The organism is Oceanithermus profundus DSM 14977, from assembly GCF_000183745.1.
Lineage (GTDB): Bacteria > Deinococcota > Deinococci > Deinococcales > Marinithermaceae > Oceanithermus > Oceanithermus profundus.
In genome coordinates this window covers 1393651-1409037 of the sequence record NC_014761.1, presented here as the reverse complement: position 1 = coordinate 1409037, position 15387 = coordinate 1393651, and the positions used below count along the sequence as shown (strand labels likewise).

Annotated in this window: 23 protein-coding genes; 11 read left to right on the top strand and 12 right to left on the bottom strand. The window is 70.0% G+C overall.

From position 1 onward, the window contains the following. The first annotated feature begins 63 nt into the window (after positions 1-63). The 6 genes from OCEPR_RS06955 to OCEPR_RS06930 are packed head-to-tail and all read left to right on the top strand — an operon-like array spanning position 64 to position 2332. Positions 64-378, top strand: a complete 315-nt coding sequence (locus tag OCEPR_RS06955; protein ID WP_013458002.1) for a YbaB/EbfC family nucleoid-associated protein — start codon at positions 64-66, stop codon at positions 376-378. After that, positions 375-968 (top strand): recombination mediator RecR, encoded by a 594-nt coding sequence (gene recR / locus OCEPR_RS06950; protein ID WP_013458001.1) that lies wholly within the window; start codon positions 375-377, stop codon positions 966-968. Before OCEPR_RS06955 ends, recR begins: the two co-directional genes overlap by 4 nt. 8 nt (positions 969-976) lie before the next feature. Then, positions 977-1342 (top strand): roadblock/LC7 domain-containing protein, encoded by a 366-nt coding sequence (locus OCEPR_RS06945; protein WP_013458000.1) that lies wholly within the window; start codon positions 977-979, stop codon positions 1340-1342. Continuing rightward, positions 1339-1674 (top strand): roadblock/LC7 domain-containing protein, encoded by a 336-nt coding sequence (locus OCEPR_RS06940; RefSeq protein WP_013457999.1) that lies wholly within the window; start codon positions 1339-1341, stop codon positions 1672-1674. Before OCEPR_RS06945 ends, OCEPR_RS06940 begins: the two co-directional genes overlap by 4 nt. A 14-nt stretch (positions 1675-1688) precedes the next feature. After that, the gene (locus tag OCEPR_RS06935; RefSeq protein WP_013457998.1) at positions 1689-2054 is read left to right on the top strand and encodes a roadblock/LC7 domain-containing protein; all 366 of its coding nucleotides are present in this window, start codon (positions 1689-1691) and stop codon (positions 2052-2054) included. Beyond that, complete coding sequence (locus OCEPR_RS06930; protein WP_013457997.1) at positions 2051-2332, top strand: DUF3467 domain-containing protein; 282 nt, start codon at positions 2051-2053, stop codon at positions 2330-2332. The genes OCEPR_RS06935 and OCEPR_RS06930 overlap by 4 nt, the downstream gene beginning before the upstream one ends. A 62-nt stretch (positions 2333-2394) precedes the next feature. Here the strand turns inward: OCEPR_RS06930 and fabF are convergent, their stop codons facing one another. The 7 genes from fabF to OCEPR_RS06895 form a co-directional block, all read right to left on the bottom strand. Further along, entirely contained in the window at positions 2395-3630 is a 1236-nt protein-coding gene (gene fabF / locus OCEPR_RS06925; RefSeq protein ID WP_013457996.1) for a beta-ketoacyl-ACP synthase II, read from the bottom strand. Between the two features lie 66 nt (positions 3631-3696). Next, positions 3697-3930 (bottom strand): acyl carrier protein, encoded by a 234-nt coding sequence (acpP, locus tag OCEPR_RS06920; RefSeq protein WP_013457995.1) that lies wholly within the window; start codon positions 3928-3930, stop codon positions 3697-3699. A gap of 53 nt (positions 3931-3983) precedes the next feature. Next, positions 3984-4721, bottom strand: coding sequence for a 3-oxoacyl-[acyl-carrier-protein] reductase (fabG, locus tag OCEPR_RS06915; protein WP_013457994.1), 738 nt, complete (start codon positions 4719-4721; stop codon positions 3984-3986). Beyond that, positions 4718-5635, bottom strand: a complete 918-nt coding sequence (gene fabD / locus OCEPR_RS06910; protein ID WP_013457993.1) for an ACP S-malonyltransferase — start codon at positions 5633-5635, stop codon at positions 4718-4720. The genes fabG and fabD overlap by 4 nt, the downstream gene beginning before the upstream one ends. Positions 5636-5637: 2 nt before the next feature. Continuing rightward, entirely contained in the window at positions 5638-6615 is a 978-nt protein-coding gene (locus tag OCEPR_RS06905; protein ID WP_013457992.1) for a beta-ketoacyl-ACP synthase III, read from the bottom strand. Between the two features lies 1 nt (position 6616). Beyond that, the gene (rpmF, locus tag OCEPR_RS06900; RefSeq protein WP_013457991.1) at positions 6617-6814 is read right to left on the bottom strand and encodes a 50S ribosomal protein L32; all 198 of its coding nucleotides are present in this window, start codon (positions 6812-6814) and stop codon (positions 6617-6619) included. Between the two features lie 64 nt (positions 6815-6878). Beyond that, entirely contained in the window at positions 6879-7421 is a 543-nt protein-coding gene (locus tag OCEPR_RS06895; protein ID WP_013457990.1) for a YceD family protein, read from the bottom strand. 117 nt (positions 7422-7538) lie between these two features. On the opposite strand from OCEPR_RS06895, the gene rocF reads away from it, so the two are divergent. After that, complete coding sequence (rocF, locus tag OCEPR_RS06890; RefSeq protein ID WP_013457989.1) at positions 7539-8429, top strand: arginase; 891 nt, start codon at positions 7539-7541, stop codon at positions 8427-8429. 481 nt (positions 8430-8910) lie between these two features. On the opposite strand, the gene OCEPR_RS12310 is transcribed toward rocF, so the two are convergent. The 5 genes from OCEPR_RS12310 to OCEPR_RS06865 are packed head-to-tail and all read right to left on the bottom strand — an operon-like array spanning position 8911 to position 11971. Then, positions 8911-9456 carry a hypothetical protein gene (locus OCEPR_RS12310; RefSeq protein WP_013457988.1) on the bottom strand — a complete coding sequence of 182 codons (546 nt, stop codon included), beginning with the start codon at positions 9454-9456 and terminating at the stop codon, positions 8911-8913. A gap of 47 nt (positions 9457-9503) precedes the next feature. Further along, positions 9504-10232, bottom strand: coding sequence for an ABC transporter permease (locus OCEPR_RS06880; RefSeq protein WP_013457987.1), 729 nt, complete (start codon positions 10230-10232; stop codon positions 9504-9506). Further along, on the bottom strand, positions 10229-11101 hold the full coding sequence (locus tag OCEPR_RS06875) for an ABC transporter ATP-binding protein (protein ID WP_013457986.1): 873 nt from the start codon (positions 11099-11101) through the stop codon (positions 10229-10231). Before OCEPR_RS06875 ends, OCEPR_RS06880 begins: the two co-directional genes overlap by 4 nt. After that, positions 11098-11421 (bottom strand): transcriptional regulator, encoded by a 324-nt coding sequence (locus tag OCEPR_RS06870; RefSeq protein ID WP_013457985.1) that lies wholly within the window; start codon positions 11419-11421, stop codon positions 11098-11100. Before OCEPR_RS06870 ends, OCEPR_RS06875 begins: the two co-directional genes overlap by 4 nt. Before the next feature lies 1 nt (position 11422). Next, complete coding sequence (locus OCEPR_RS06865; protein ID WP_013457984.1) at positions 11423-11971, bottom strand: hypothetical protein; 549 nt, start codon at positions 11969-11971, stop codon at positions 11423-11425. 96 nt (positions 11972-12067) lie between these two features. Between OCEPR_RS06865 and hisA the strand changes: the two genes are divergently transcribed. The 4 genes from hisA (at position 12068) to nusA (ending at position 15383) form a co-directional block, all read left to right on the top strand. Further along, positions 12068-12775: a 1-(5-phosphoribosyl)-5-[(5-phosphoribosylamino)methylideneamino]imidazole-4-carboxamide isomerase gene (gene hisA / locus OCEPR_RS06860; RefSeq protein ID WP_013457983.1), complete on the top strand. Its 708-nt coding sequence runs from the start codon at positions 12068-12070 to the stop codon at positions 12773-12775. Between the two features lie 3 nt (positions 12776-12778). Continuing rightward, entirely contained in the window at positions 12779-13576 is a 798-nt protein-coding gene (mutM, locus tag OCEPR_RS06855) for a bifunctional DNA-formamidopyrimidine glycosylase/DNA-(apurinic or apyrimidinic site) lyase (RefSeq protein ID WP_013457982.1), read from the top strand. A 136-nt stretch (positions 13577-13712) separates the two neighbouring features. Then, positions 13713-14156, top strand: coding sequence for a ribosome maturation factor RimP (gene rimP / locus OCEPR_RS06850; protein ID WP_013457981.1), 444 nt, complete (start codon positions 13713-13715; stop codon positions 14154-14156). Positions 14157-14177: 21 nt separating this feature from the next. Then, positions 14178-15383 (top strand): transcription termination factor NusA, encoded by a 1206-nt coding sequence (gene nusA / locus OCEPR_RS06845; RefSeq protein ID WP_013457980.1) that lies wholly within the window; start codon positions 14178-14180, stop codon positions 15381-15383. Positions 15384-15387: the final 4 nt, after the last annotated feature.

Genomic DNA, 15387 nt, shown 5'->3' with positions numbered 1-15387 from the left:
CCTTTACGTTACAAAAAAACACGCACCGCTGCGCCCCTCCCTATAATGGGGGGCGGAGGGCGCATGAACTTTCAGAAACTGCTCAAAGAAGCGAAGAAAGCGCAGCAGAAAGCTGCTGAAATCCAGGAGAAGCTCGCCGGCATGACCGTCGTGGGCACCGCCGCCGGAGGGCTGGTGGAGGTGACGGCCAACGGCCACGGCCAGATCGTGGCCATCAGCCTCAAACCCGAGGCCGTGGACCCCGACGACGTGGAAGCCCTCGAGGACCTGCTGTTGGTGGCTGTGCAGGACGCCCAGGCCAAGGCCGCAGAGCTCTCGGAGAAGGAGATGGGCGGCGGCCTCGGGCAGATGGGGCAGATGCTGGGGGGCCTCTTTTGAGGTACCCCGACCGGCTGCTCGCCCTGATCCGGGCGCTGGCCCGGCTTCCCGGCGTGGGTCCCAAGAGCGCCCAGAAGCTGGGCCTTCATCTGGCGCAGAACAAGGCCGAGGCGGCGGAGCTGGCCCAGGCGCTGGAGGAGGTGCGGCGCCACGTGGGCGTGTGCGAACGCTGCGGCAACCTGGCCGAGGGGCCGCTCTGCCCGGTCTGCGCCGACCCCGCGCGCGACGCGGGGGTGATCGCCGTGGTCGAGACCGCGGCCGACGTGCTGGCCATCGAGAAGAGCGGGGAGTACACCGGGGTCTACCACGTCCTCGGCGGCGCGCTCAACCCGCTCGAGGGCGTGGGGCCCGAACAGCTGCGCGTCGAGAGCCTGCTCGAGCGGGCGCGCTCGGCGCGCGAGGTCATCCTGGCCACCTCGATGACCGTCGAGGGTGAGGCCACCGCCGCTTACCTGAGCGAACGGCTCGCCGGCGGTCCGGCGAAGCTGAGCCGGCCGGCGTACGGCCTTCCGGTCGGAGGTACTTTAGAATACGTGGACGAGGTAACGTTGGCCCGGGCGCTGGCGCACCGTCAACCCGTGTCCGAGTAGGGAGGGTCATGCGAGAGTTCGAAGCCGTTCTGAGCAACCTGGTCGTCGAGGTGGGCGGGCTCTACGCCGCCGCCCTGGGCGGCGTCGACGGCTTGATGATCGAGGGGTTTTCGCGTGCGCAGGCCGTCGATCTGGAAAGCGCCGTGGCGGAGCACGCCGGCCTCTTGCGGGCGACGCGTGAGCGCTACGCGGCCACGATGAGCACCCCGGCGATCCAGGAGTGGCTGGCCGTGGGCGACCCGATCGTCGGGTACGTGAGGCCGATCAGCGACGAATACTTCCTGCTCTGCGTGGCCAGCCCCGAGGTCAACCTCGGGCAGCTGCGGCTCAAGGCGACGCAGGCGGCGGATGTGCTGAAGGGGGTGCTGTCGTGAGCTGGCTCAGTGAACTGGAAGCCCTTCCCTCGGTGCGCCGCGCCGTTTTGGCCGGTATGGACGGACTGGTCATCGAGTCGGTGGGGCGCGGCGGCCTGTCGGACTCGGTGATGGCGGCGGAGATGGCCGCCCTGGTGCGGGCCATGCAGGGCATCACCGGCGCTTTGGGCGAGGACCTGCGCCGGTTCACCCTGGCGACGGCGAGCTACGAGATCCTCGCCGTCTGCTTCGAGGGCTACTGCCTGGGCGCGCTGATCGAGCGCGGCGGCGAGCGCGCCGTGGTGGGGCAGACGCTGACGAACCTGGCCATGCGCCTGGTGGATCAGCTGTAGGTTTAGGAGGCGAGATGTCCATTCAAGAACTGCTCGAGCAACTTGCGGGAGACGAGGGCGTCAAGGCCGTGGCGCTGGTGGGCGAGGACGGCTTCGTGATCGAGAGCGTGAGCAAGGAAGGGGCCGCAGACCTCGACTTCGTCGGGGGCGCCGCCACCTCGGCGATGGCCAGCTCGCGCGCCCTGGCCGACCACCTGAAGAAGGGCGAGGTCGAAGAGGTCATGGTCGAGTTCGACGAGGGGCCGATGCTGCTCGAGCCCATCCAGGCCTCGGGCGCCACCTACAGCCTGGTGCTGCTTCTGGCGGGGGCCCAGAACCTGGGCCGGGTGCGCTTCCAGCTCAAGAAGGTGCGTGCCCGTCTGCAGGAGGCGCTGGCGTGAGCGGGGAGCTGCGCCTCGACATCGACAAGGAGACGGCCAAGGGGCACTACAGCAACCTGGCGGTCTTCAGCCACACCCCCAGCGAGTTCTTTCTCGACTTCGCCCTGGTGCAGCCCCAGGGGGTGGCCCAGGTGGTGGCGCGGATCATCACCAGCCCCCAGCACGCCAAGGCGCTGATGCGCTCCCTGGCCGACAACATCCGCAAGTACGAGGCCCAGTACGGCCCCATCCCCGACCTCCCCGGCGGCCTGCCCAAACCCGAAGGTCCGCAGGCCTGAGCCGTCCCGCACGGCAATGCGCCCGGCCGTAGTCGGCCGGGCGCTTTCGCGCGAGCCCGCGGTCAGACGCGCTTCAGCAGCAGCACCGCGTTCTGGCCGCCGAAGGCGAAGGAGTTGGATAGCGCGTACTCCACGGCCGCCTCGCGCGGTTCGCCGGGCACGTAGTCGAGGTCGAGCTCGGGTTCGGACTCGACCAGGTTGATCGTCGGCGGGATCACGCCGCTGGCCAGCGCCTGCGCGGTGGCGATCGCCTCGATGGCGCCGGCCGCGCCCAGCAGGTGGCCGGTCATCGACTTGGTGGAGGAGACGAGGAGCTTGTAGGCGTGCTCGCCGAAGAGCTTCTTGATGGCCAGGGTCTCGGCGCGGTCGTTGAGCGGCGTCGAGGTGCCGTGGGCGTTGATGTAGCCGATCTGCTCCGGGGTGACCCCGCCGTCGCGCATCGCCGCCTTCATGGCCAGCAGGGCGCCCTTGCCCTCGGGGTGGGGCTCGGTGATGTGGTGGGCGTCCTCGCTGCGGCCGAAGCCCGCCACCTCCGCGTAGATCGTGGCCCCGCGCCGCTTGGCGTGCTCGTACTCTTCGAGGACCAGCACCCCCGCCCCCTCGGCCAGCACGAAGCCGTCGCGGTCCTTGTCGAAGGGGCGGCTCGCCTTCTCGGGTTCGTCGTTGCGGGTCGAGAGCGCGCGCATGACGGCAAAACCGCCGATGGCCATCGGCGTCACGGCGGCTTCGGTGCCCCCGGTGATCATCACGTCGGCCTCGCCGTGCTGGATCATCCGCGCGGCGCTGCCCACCGAGTCGGTGCCGGTGGCGCAGGCGGTGACGACGGTGGAGCTGGGCCCCTGGAAACCGTACTTCATGGCCACGTGGCCCGAGGCCATGTTGGAGATGACCATGGGGATGAAGAAGGGGCTGAGGCGGTGCGGCCCGCGCTGGAAGTAGATCTTGAACTGGTCTTCCCAGGTCTTGATGCCGCCGATGCCGCTGCCGATGAGCACCCCGGTGGTTTCGGGCTCGAGTTCCCCCGCTTCGAGCCCCGCGTCCCGCAGCGCCAGTTCCGCGGCGATCAGCGCAAGCTGCACGAAGCGGTCGAGTCTTCGCGCTTCCTTGCGGTCGAGGTAGTCGTCGATGTCGACGTCCACCTCGCCCGCGATCTTGACGTTCAGCTGGTAGGCGTCGGGGTCGTAGCGGGTGATGCGGCGGATGCCGCTCTTGCCCGCGAGTTGGGCTTGATGAAAGGCCTGGGCGCCGACCCCGATGGGGGTCACGGGGCCCAGGCCGGTGATCACGACTCTTCGCATGGGTTCAGTATAAGGGGGCCGCGGAGGGGTCCGTTCGGACCGGTCCGCGGCCCCAATCGCCTGCGCTCAGGCGACCTTTTCTTGGATGAACTTGATCGCGTCCCCGACGGTGCGGATCTTCTCGGCTTCCTCGTCGGAGATCTCCAAGCCGAACTCGTCCTCGAGGCCCATCACCAGCTCGACGATGTCGAGCGAGTCGGCGCCGAGGTCTTCGATGAAGCGCGCTTCGGGCGTGACCTTGTCGGCTTCCACCCCGAGTTTTTCCACGACAACGGCCTTGACTTTGTCCAGAATGTCCATGCGAACCTCCTTCGGGAGTTTAACACACGCAAGAAAACGTGTTTGAACCGGGTTTAGTGCGGGTAGAGCCCGCCGTCGATGGCGATCGTCTGGCCGTTGATGTAGGCGGCGGCGTCGGAGGCCAGGAAGGCCACCAGCTCGGCCACCTCTTCGGGCCTGCCGAAGCGGCCGGCGGGGATCGCGTTCAGGTACTCCTGCTGCACCTTCTCGGGCAGGGCGGCGGTCATGTCGGACTCGATGAAGCCCGGGGCCACGGCGTTGGCGGTGATGCCGCGCCCGCCGTACTCCTTGGCGATCGTCTTGGTGAAGCCGATCAGGCCGGCCTTGGCGGCGACGTAGTTGGCCTGGCCGGGGTTGCCCATCAGCCCCACGACGCTGGCGACGTTGACGATGCGCCCCCAGCGCGCCTTCATCATCCGCTTCACGGCCTCGCGGGTGAGGCGGAAGACGGCCGAGAGGTTGGTCTCGAGGACCGCGTCCCAGTCCTCGTCCTTCATGCGGATGAGCAGGCCGTCGCGGGTGATGCCGGCGTTGTTGACGAGGACGTCGAGCCCCCCCAGCTCCGCGTGGGTGCGGGCGACCAGGTCGGCGGCGGCCTCCTTCTGGCTCAGGTCCGCGCCCAGCACGGCCACCTTGGGCGCGCCCAGGCGCTCGGCCTCGGCGGCCACCTCGCGGGCGGCGGCCTCGCCCCGGGCGTAATGGACGGCCAGCGCGTACCCGCGCCGGGCCAGCTCGAGCGCGATGCCGCGGCCGATGCCGCGGCTGGAACCGGTGACCAGGACGTGTTTCACGAAACCACCTCCTTCAGCGCGGCGGCGAGCCCCTCGGGCTCCTCCGCGTTCAGGGCCCGGGCCTCGGGCAGGGTGCGGCGGACGAGCCCCGTGAGGACGTTCCCCGACCCCAGCTCCACGAAGGTCGTCACCCCGCGCCCGTGCATCCCCTCCAGGATCTCCACCCAGCGCACCGGTGCGGTGATCTGCGCGAGCAGCAGCTCGCGGATGCGCTCAGGGTCGGTCGCGGGTTCGGCGGTCACGTTCGAGAAGACCGGGAAGCGCGGGGTCCGCAGCTCGACCCGCGCCAGGTCGCGGGCCAGCGCCTCGCGCGCGGGGGCCATCAGCTCCGAGTGGAAAGGGGCCGAGACCTTGAGCGGCACCACCCGGCCGCGCCGTTCCTTCAGCTGTGCGGCCGCCGCCTCCACGGCCTCCTTGCGGCCGCTGATCACCACCTGTCCGGGGCTGTTGAGGTTGGCGATCCAGACCCCCTCGGTGCGCTGGACCACCTCACGCACCGCGGCCTCGTCGAGCTTGAGGATCGCGGCCATGGCCCCTTCGCCCTCGGGGACGGCCTCCTGCATGTAGCGGCCGCGGTTGCGGACCAGGCGCAGCGCGTCCTCGAGTTCGAGGGTGCCCGCGGCCACGTGGGCGCTCCACTCCCCCAGCGAGTGCCCCGCGGCGTAGGCGGGGTCGGGGCCGCCGGCCTCGCGCCAGGCCGCCCAGGCCGCGGCCGAGACCGCGAGCAGCGCCGGCTGCTGGTTCTCGGTGAGGCGCAGGGCTTCCTCGGGGCCCTCCCAGATGGTGTCGAGCAGCCCCGGGAGCGCGGCCTCGGCGCGTTCGAAGACCGCGCGGGCCGCCGCCGAACCTTCGGCGAAGGCCCGCCCCATACCGACCTTTTGCGAACCCTGGCCGGGAAAGAGCGCGGCGAACACGGCTAGGCGCCCCCCCAGGTGAGCACGGTGGCGGCCCAGGTGAGGCCGGCGCCGAAGCTGACGAAGAGCAGGTGGTCGCCGTCCTTGATCTTGCCGGCGTCGAGCGCCTCCTGCAGCGCCAGCGGGATCGAGGCCGTCGAGGTGTTGCCGTAGCGGTCGAGGTTCATGACCACGCGGTCCCATTCCAGCCCCAGGCGCTCGCGGGCGGCGTCGATGATGCGCTCGTTGGCCTGGTGGGGGACGAAGAGGCTGATGTCGTCGGGGTGCATGCCCGCCTTTTCGATGGCCTCGACGGTGGCCGTGTCCATCACGCGCACCGCGAACTTGAAGACCTCGCGGCCGTTCATGTAGGCGGCCGCCCCCATGCGGGTGCCGTCGGGGAGGCTCGAGGCGATGGCGGCGAAGTGCAGCGCCCCGCCGCCGGAGCCGTCGGCGCCCAGCACGAACGAGCGGAAGCCGTGCCCCTCGGCGACCGGTCCCACGACGGCCGCGCCCGCGGCGTCGCCGAAGAGCACCGCCGAGGAGCGGTCGCGCCAGTCGACGATCTTGGTGAGCACCTCGGAGCCGATGACCAGCACCTTGCGGGCGACGCCCGCCTCCACCTGCCCCGCCGCCTGGGCGAGGGCGTAGAGCCAGCCGGGGCAGCCCGCGAGCAGGTCGTAGCCCGCGGCCCCCTTGAGCCCCAGTTCGTTGGCGACGAGGGCGGCGGTGTTGGGGAAGAAGGCGTCGGGGGTGTTCGTGGCCACGACGACCTGGTCCACGCCCTCGAGCGCCTGTTCGCCGTGGCGGCGGACCAGGTCCCGCACGGCCTTCACGGCCAGGTCCGAGGCGTACTCGTTCAGCTCCGAGACCCTACGCTCGCGGATCCCCGTCCGGGTAGTGATCCACTCGTCCGAGGTGTCCATAAAAGACTCAAGGTCCTTGTTGTGAAGGACCTTGGAAGGTGCGTAGGTGCCCAGGGCAAGCAGCCCGGCGGCCATGTTACGCCTCCGGGGTGCCGAGGTCGAGCACGGGGCGGCCGTCGTAGTAGCCGCACTCGGGGCAGACGGTGTGCGGCGGCTTCTTGGCGTGGCACTGCGGACAGGTGACCAGCGTGGGCGTGCTCAGGGCGTGGTGGCTGCGCCGGGCGCCCTTGCGCGCCTTGGAAGTTTTCTTCTTGGGTACGGGGTGCTTCGCCATCTCTCTCCTCCTAGTGCCCCTTCGGGGCAGACCCGCGCATTATAGCACCCGAACGGGGTTTTCTCTACACCTCGTCCAGGAATTTGCCGAGTTCGGCCAGGGCCCCGGAGACGGCGTCCCCCTGGACGTGGCCGCATTCGGTGACGTTCAGGTCGGCGCCGCAGACGGGGCAAAGACCCTTGCAGGACTCGTCGCAAAGGGCGGTGTAGGGCATGGCGAGGGCGAAGGCCTGGGCCAGGAAGAAGCGCAGGTCCAGGTCCGGTTCGCCGAAGCGGTAGACGTCCTCGTCGTCCTCGTTCTGCACCAGTGTCAGCTCTTCGACCTCGGGGTGGAACTCGAGCAGGTGCTGAAAGTAGGCGTCCACCGGCTGGGGCGTGGGCTTGAGGCAGCGCCGGCACTCCATGAGCACGGTGCCGTGCACCTCGCCCGAGAGCCAGAACTCCTCGCCCGCGCTGGTGACGGTGACGCTCCATTCGGCCTCACCCTGGAGCGGCAACACGTCCTCGCCGGCGGTGATCGCTTCGCGGATCACGCCTTCGGCTTCGGCGGTGCCGGGCTCCTTGAGGATCTGGGCGAGGTTGATGCTTTGCAGTTCGCGTACGTCCATCCTTGTAAGTATACGCCCGTTTTGACCGCGGGTCAAGATGTATGCAAAGGTATGCATAAATGAAGAAATAAGATGCAGACGGTATTATCCGTGTTTTCTTCTGCTACAATACAGGCCATGAAGCAGGCCGTCATCGTAGGGGTGCCCATGGACCTTGGCGCCGGCCGGCGCGGCGTGGACATGGGGCCCAGCGCCATCCGTTACGCGCGGTTGCACGAAGCGATTCGCGCCCTCGACTACGCCGTCCTCGATCGGGGCGACCTGGAGGTGCCGGTCGTCGAAACCCTGAAGAAGAACGGGGGCGCGCCCGGAGGGCTGCACCACCTGGAACCGATCCGTTCGACCTGCGAGGCGCTGGCCCGGGAGCTGTCCGCCCTCGACGACGCCGCCCTGCCGGTGGTGCTTGGGGGCGACCACTCGATCAGCATGGGCTCCGTGCGCGGTGTGCAGCGCGGGCGCACGGGGCTGATCTGGATCGACGCCCACGCCGACTTCAACACGCCCGAGACCAGCCCTTCGGGCAACATCCACGGCATGCCGCTGGCCGCGCTCTTGGGCTACGGCGACGAGCGGCTGGTGCGGATCGGCGGCGGAGAACCCCTCGAGCCGCAGGACGTCGTCCTCGTCGGGGTGCGCAGCGTCGACCCCGGCGAGCGGGAGCTGCTGCAGCGGGCCGGGGTGACGGTGTACACGATGAAGGAGATCGACCGCATGGGCGTCCCCACGGTGGCGGCCAACGTGGTGGCCCAGCTCGAGCGCGTGGAGCGGGTGCACGTTTCCTTCGACGCCGACGTGCTCGACCCCACGGTGGCGCCCGGCGTGGGCACGCCCGTGCCCGGGGGGCTGACCTACCGCGAGGCCCACCTGTTGATGGAGCTCCTTTCCGATGCGGGCATCGTGACCAGTCTGGACCTGGTGGAGGTCAACCCGATCCTCGACGAACGGAACCGCACGGCCGAGATCGTCGTCGAGCTGGCCGCGAGCCTTCTGGGGAAGAAGATCCTCTGAGCGCGGCGCCAGAAAGGGGCCGGAAGCCTCGGTACGTACGCCAAGTGATCAGCCCCGTGCAGGCCGATGAGCCCGGATGATCCTTGTTCACCGGCAGCGGAAACATCGAGATCCTGAATCAAGTTCAGGACAGGCCCTGAATCAAGTTCAGGGCGGGCCCACGTCGCGCTCCCACCGGGTGCTTACCCGGGACGACGAAGGGTGGGCCTATAAAAAAACCCGTCGTTCCGGACAGGGAACCGCAAGGTTCCCGTGATCCCGGATCAGGTCCGGGACAGGCCCGGAACCTCGCCGCGCGCGGCTGAAGAGGCTTGGAATCTCATAGGCCGCCGTAACTTGCAGTCCTGTGTTTGTGCACTTGCAGCACCAGCTAGATCCTGAATCAAGTTCAGGACAGGCCCTGGACCTCGCCTCTACGGGGCGCATCCGGGATGGTATGGCAAACGCGCTGCATCCGCTGCGGAGGTATGGCGGTGCGGGGTTACCAGTCGCCGTCGCGAATCCGCGGGTCCATCAGGATCGCGTAGACGTACGAAGGGCCGAAGACGTCCTTGGGCACGTCGGCCACCTTCTCGAAGGGCACGGCACCGAGCGCCTTGGCGAACTGGCTCTTCTGGATCCGGACCTTGGCGGTGCTGGGCACGACCGCGTGGCCTTCGACGCGGTAGGTGAACGGCTGCCCCTTGAGCAGGTGAAAGGTCTCGCCCTGGTGCGCGACGATGCGCGCCCATACGGCGTCGACGTCGGGCCGGCCGGCGTCCGCGTCCGCAGCCGGGGCCGCCGCGGCTTCGTGCGCGGGGGCGGTCGGGGCCGGCTCTGCGGGCTCGGGTGCGGAGGTCTCGGGTTCCTCGGATTCGGCTCGTTCGTGGGGCTCCTTCTCTTCCAGAAAGGCCTGGGCGATGAACCCCAGCCCCATGCCGATGAAGAGGCCGGCCGCGAGGTGGCCGAGCAGCCAGCCCAGGCCCATGCCCAGGAACATGAAGCCTACGAAGACGTTGCTGCGGTCGCGTTTCTTTCGCAAAGCCATCACCGCCTTCTTGGAACGTTCCCTTTCATTCTAAGCGAGGCGCGCCATCAGCGCACGGCCTCGTCGCGCCGCTGCGCCCAGCCGGCGAGGGCGGCGAACGCCACCGTGAACCCGGCGACGGCCAGCCAGTGCCCGGCGTCCCAGGAGCCGCCGCTGACGGCGGGCCACACCAGTTCCATCCACTGACGCGAGGGCAGGTAGGGGCTGATTTCCTGAACGATCTTCGGCAGCAGCTCCGGAGGCATCCACATGCCGCCCATGAAGGCGAGGGGCAGGTAGATCAGGTTGGCGAGGGGCAGCGCCGCCTTGGGCGTGACCAGGTAGGCGAGGGCGGTCCCCAGCATGCCCATCATCACGCCCCCCGCGGCGAGGGCCAGGAAGATCCGGGGCCAGCGCGCCAGCGGGAGGTCGAGCGGCGTGGAAGCGGCGGAGGCGAGGACGAGCACCAGTGCGGCCAGCAACGCCAGGACCGCCGCCGTGGTCACCTTAGCGGCGTTGCGGTAGAGGGGGGAGGCCGGGAGCGTGCGCACGAAGCTGCTCCACGGGTTCTCGCGCTCGTTGGCCGTCCCTACCCCGAACTGGAAGAAGGTCACGGTGAAGACGGCGAAGGTCATGAACGAACCGGTCGCGAAGTTGGCGGCGGCGGTGCTGGGCAGGTTGGGGGCCGCGAACATCAGGAAGAACATCGAAGGAAACAGCATGGTGGGGATCAGAAAGCCGGGCGTGCGCAGGAGCGCGAGCAGTTCGGCTTTGGTGTGGGCGAGCCAGAGTTTCATGCTTTCGCCTCCCCATCCAGTACGGCGAGGAACGCCTCTTCGAGGCTGACCGGGCGCACCTCCAGGTCGTGGAAGGCCGCGCCGCTCTCGACCAGCCGGCGGACGAGGGCGTCCGCGTCGGCGGTCCAGAGGGTGAGCAGGTCGCCCTCCCGTTCGCTGCGCTCGACGCCCTCGAGCTCGGGCGTCTGCGCGGCCCGAAAGCGCACGCGCTTGAGCCCGACCCGCCGCTTGATGGCTTCGGGGCTGCCCTCGCTCACGACGCGGCCGCGGTTGAGGACCACGACCCGATCGGCGAGGGCCTCGGCCTCCTCGAGGTAATGGGTGGTGAGCAGCACGGTGCCGCCGCCCTGCTTGAAGCGTTCGATTTCGCGCCACAGCGCGCGGCGCGACTCCACGTCGAGGCCGGTGGTGGGTTCGTCCAGCACCGCCAGCCGCGGGCGCCCGGCGAAGGCGAGGGCCACGGCCAGGCGCCGGGCCTGGCCCCCGGAAAGGGCCTGGACGTTGCGCGCGGCCAGGCCGCCGAGGCCGAAGCGCTCGAGCAGCTCGTCCGCGGGCAGGGGTTCGGGGTAGTGCGCGCGCACGAGCTCCACCACCTCGCGCACCCGGAGCGTCGGCGGGAAGCCCGTCGCCTGCGGGGTGACCCCCAGGATGCGGCGCGCCGAGGGGAGGCGAGGGTCGCGCCCGTCCAGCCGCACCGCGCCGCGGTCGGGGGCGCGCAGGCCCACGAGCAGGCTGACCAGGGTGGTCTTGCCCGCTCCGTTGGGGCCCAGCAAGGCCAGCAGCTCGCCCTCGCGCACGTCGAGCGAGACGCCCCGAAGCGCCTGGACCCGGCCCAGCCTCTTGTGGGCGTTTTCGACCGTCGCGATCATCGTTTCTCCCTTCCGGCCGCACCCGGATAGCGGGCCGTGCGCGCCAGCTCTTCCAGGGCCGCCAGGTGACCCTGGAGCGCGTCGCGCCCGGCGCCGGTGAGGCGGATCCAGGTGCGCGGGCGCTTCTTGGCGTAGCCCTTCTCGATGCGTAGGTAGCCCGCCTCTTCCAGTTTGGCGAGGTGGCGCGAGAGGTTGCCCTCGGTGAGCCCGAGTTCGCGTTGCAGCGTGCCGAACTCGACCTGCGCTTCGGAGCCGAGCCCGGTCAGGTAGGCCATGATCTTGAGCCGCGTGGGTTGGTGGATGAGCTCGTCGAAGCGCACGTCACCTCACCTGCCGCAGACCCGCCGCGCAGGCGAGCGCGCCCATGGCGGCGAGCGCGAACGCGTACGCGTCCGGCCAGAAGACGTAGAACAGGGTGTTGACGAACACCAGCAGCAGGCCGCCGCGCACCAACCCCGGTTGCCGGACGGCCTCGCCGCTCTGGATCAGGGCGTAGCCGACGAGCAGGTTCAGGGTGAAGGAGAAGAGCGGCTCCGCCACGCCGCGCGCGGCGAAAGCGAAGACGGCCAGCGCCATCGTGACGCCGAACCAGGCCCAGATGCGCTGCAAGCGGGAGCCTTCGGGCGTGCGGAAGGCTCCGCCGACGCGGTACCCCAGCGCGAAGCTGAGCGCGAAGGCCGCCGCGTCGAGGGGGAACCAGAACCAGGCGGGCACCCAGCCCAGCTCGCCGCCGCCGTACATGACGAGGTAGACCAGCCCCCACAGGACGAGCAGCTGCCCGGTGAAGCGGAGCAGCACCCCGCGCGCCTTCTTAAGGGCCGCGTTCGCCTCGCGCAGGGCTTGGCCGGGGTCGAAACCGGTGTCTTTCATCAAACCTCCGTAAATAACTTTACAATGCAAAGTAGCTCGGGTCAAACCCCCGGGGGAGGCGCGGGCTTTTTCATGGGTTCTGGGTATGCTGGGGCCATGAAGGTCATCCCCGCGGTGGACATCCAGGGCGGCAAGGCCGTGCGGCTGGTCGAGGGCGACCCGGCGCGCGAGACCGTCTACTTCGAAGACCCGGTGGGCGCGGCGCTCTACTGGGAAGAACAGGGGGCCTCGCTGCTGCACGTCGTCGACCTCGACGCCGCGTTGGGGCGCGGAGACAACCGCGCGCAGATCCGCCGCATCGCAGCGGCGCTGGCCATGGGCTTCGAGGTGGGAGGCGGCGTGCGCAACCTGCGCGAGGCCGAGGCGATCCTGGCCCTGGGCGCGGAGCGGGTCGTGATCGGTACGGTGCTGGTCAAGGACCCGGACGAGGCGGCGCGGATGCTCGAGACGCTCGGTCCCGAGCGGGTGGTGCCCAGCCTCGACGGCCGCGGGCTCGAGGCCGCGGTGGCCGGCTGGCAGGAGGGCCAGGCGGGCGACGTGCTCGAGCTGGCGCGCACCGCCGACGCGATGGGGTTCCGCACCCTGATCTACACCGACGTCCGCCGCGACGGCACCCTCGAAGGGCTCGACCTGGAAGTGGTCGCCCGCGTGCGCGAGGCCTGGCCGCACGAGCTGATCGCCGGGGGCGGAGTGGCCACCGACGCCGACCTGGAGGGGCTCGAGCGCCTGGGGGTCGAGGGGGCGATCGTGGGCAAGGCGCTCTACGAGGGCGCGGTCGACGGCCGCCGCTGGTGGCGCGGCTGAGCGATGCCGGAACTGCCCGAGGTGGAAACCGTCCGGCGCATGCTGGCGCCGGTGGTGACGGGCCGGAGGCTGCTGGGCCTCGAGCACGACGACCCGGCCCGCTACGCCGCGGCCGAGGCGGCGGTGGGGCGGCGGGTGCACGCCCTGCGCCGCCGCGGCAAGTACTTGATCTTCGCGCTCACCGGCGGGCTCGAGCTCGTGGTGCACCTGGGGATGAGCGGCAGCCTGCGGCTGGACGAGGGGACGCACACCCGCGCACGGCTCGAGTTCGAGGGCGTCACCGTCTTCTTCAACGACCCGCGGCGTTTCGGCAAACTGCGGGCGGTGCCCGCGGGCGACTACCGGGTGCTGCCCACGCTCGCGCGCATGGGCCCGGAGCCGCTTACGCGCGGCTTCACGGCACGCGCCTTCGCCGCTCGCCTGGCGCGCACGGCGCGCCCGCTCAAGCCGGCGCTGCTGAGCCAGGAACCGGTGGCGGGGCTGGGCAACATCTACGCCGACGAGGCGCTGTGGAAGGCGCGGCTTCACCCCGCGCGCCCGGCGAACGCACTCGCGCCCGACGAGGTGCGGCGGCTCCACCGCGCGGTGCGCGCGGTGCTGCGCCGGGCCGTCGAGCGGGGCGGTTCGACGCTGGGCGACGGCGCCTACACGAGGCCCGACGGCGAGCCCGGCTACTTCCAGATCGAGCACGCGGTCTACGGCCGCGCCGGCGAGGCCTGCCCGCGCTGCGGCCGGACGATCGAGCGCCTCGTCCTCGGCGGCCGCTCCACCCACGTCTGCCCGCGCTGCCAGCGGCGTTAGCAGGCGGCGTTCCCTGCGGCGAGGCTGAAAAACCCGGGCGTTTGTGCTATCCTATGCATGTAGTCCCCTGGCGTATGCAGGGTGGGTGGAAACCCACCCTTTGTTGCTGAAAAGGGGGCGCAAGACGGAGCAGCACATGGATCTTTGGGAACTGGTCGAAAACGTGGTGCGGCCGCTCGGGTACGAGCCGCTGGAAGTCCGCCTGCACGGGGCGGGGAAGACGCAGGTGCTCACGGTTCGGCTCGAGCGCCTGGACGAGGCCCCGATCACCGTCGCCGACCTGCAGCGCGCCAACCGGATCATCGGGCTCGAGCTCGACCGCGCGGACCCCATCCGCGGCAGCTACCGCCTCGAGGTGGAGTCGCCGGGCCCCGACCGCCCGCTCCTCACCCGGCGCCACTTCGAGCGCTTCGCGGGCCTCAAGGTCAAGGTGCGCACCGAGGAGGGCGGCTTCACCGGCCGGGTCGTGGAGGTCGGCGAGGACGCCGTCACCTTCGAACTCGCCGGCGGCGAGCGCCGCACCCTGCCGCTGGGCGGTTTCAAGGCCACGCTGGCCGAATGGCCCAGCGAGCCGCGTTGAGTACAGGAGGATTTTGGAGCGATGAACAGAGAATTCGTAGAAGCCCTGCAGCACGTCGCGCTCGAGCGCGGCGTCAGCACCGACGAGCTGATCGAGGCCTTTGAGGAGGCCCTGGCCAAGGCCTACCTGCGCCACAAAGGGTTCAAGCCCAAGGAGGTCGAGGAAGGCCTGGGGCCCCTGGTCGAGGTGCACCTCGAGCCCTCGACTGGTGAGATCGAGGTGCTGGAGATCCGTCGCGTCGTCGAAGAGGTCGAGAACCCCGACCGCGACATTCCGCTCGAGGAGGCCAAGAAGTACGACCCCGAGGTCCAGGTGGGCGAGGAGATGGAGTTCCCCGTCGACCCCGACGAGTTCAGCCGCATCGCGGTGCAGGCGGCCAAGCAGATCCTCACCCAGCGCCTCAAGGAGGCCGAGCGCAACCGCGTCTACGAGGAGTACAAGGACCGCGAGGGCGAGATCATCACCGGCCAGGTGACCCGCGTGGACAACCGCGGCAACGTCTACGTCGACCTGGGCCGCGGCGAGGCGCTGATGCCGCCGCGGGAACAGATCCCCGGCGAGCGCTACCACCCGGGGCAGCGCGTCAAGGTCTACCTCAAGGAGGTGCGCCGCAGCTCCAAGGGGCCGAGCCTCATCGTCTCGCGCGCCCACGAGGAGTTGCTCAAGTACCTGATGCGCCAGGAGGTGCCCGAGATCGCCGAGGGCACGGTCGAGATCAAGGTCGTGGCCCGCGAGCCCGGCAGCCGCAGCAAGGTGGCCGTGGTCAGTCACAACCCCAACGTCGACCCGATCGGCGCCTGCATCGGCCACAAGGGCCAGCGCATCCAGGCGGTGAGCGCCGAGCTGGGCCGCGAGAAGATCGACGTCATCCCCTGGAGCTCGAACCCGCGCGAGTTCATCCGCAACGCCCTCTCGCCGGCCACGGTGGGCAACATCGAGATCGACACCGAGGCGGGGCGCGCCGTCGTCTCCGTCGGCAAGGACCAGCACTCGGTCGCGATCGGCCGCGGCGGTCAGAACGTGCGCCTGGCCTCCAAGCTGACCGGCTTCGAGATCGACTTCAAGGAGGCGGAGGAGGTCTCCGACCTCGACGAGGCCCTGCTGCGCGCCTCCGAGAAGACCGAAGAGGTGGCCGTCGACGCGGGCGCCAAGGCGCGCTTCGACAGCCTCTTCGCCGACACCGCCGAGGCCGAGGAAGGGGAGGCCGAGTCCGAAGGTGAAGCGTAAGGGC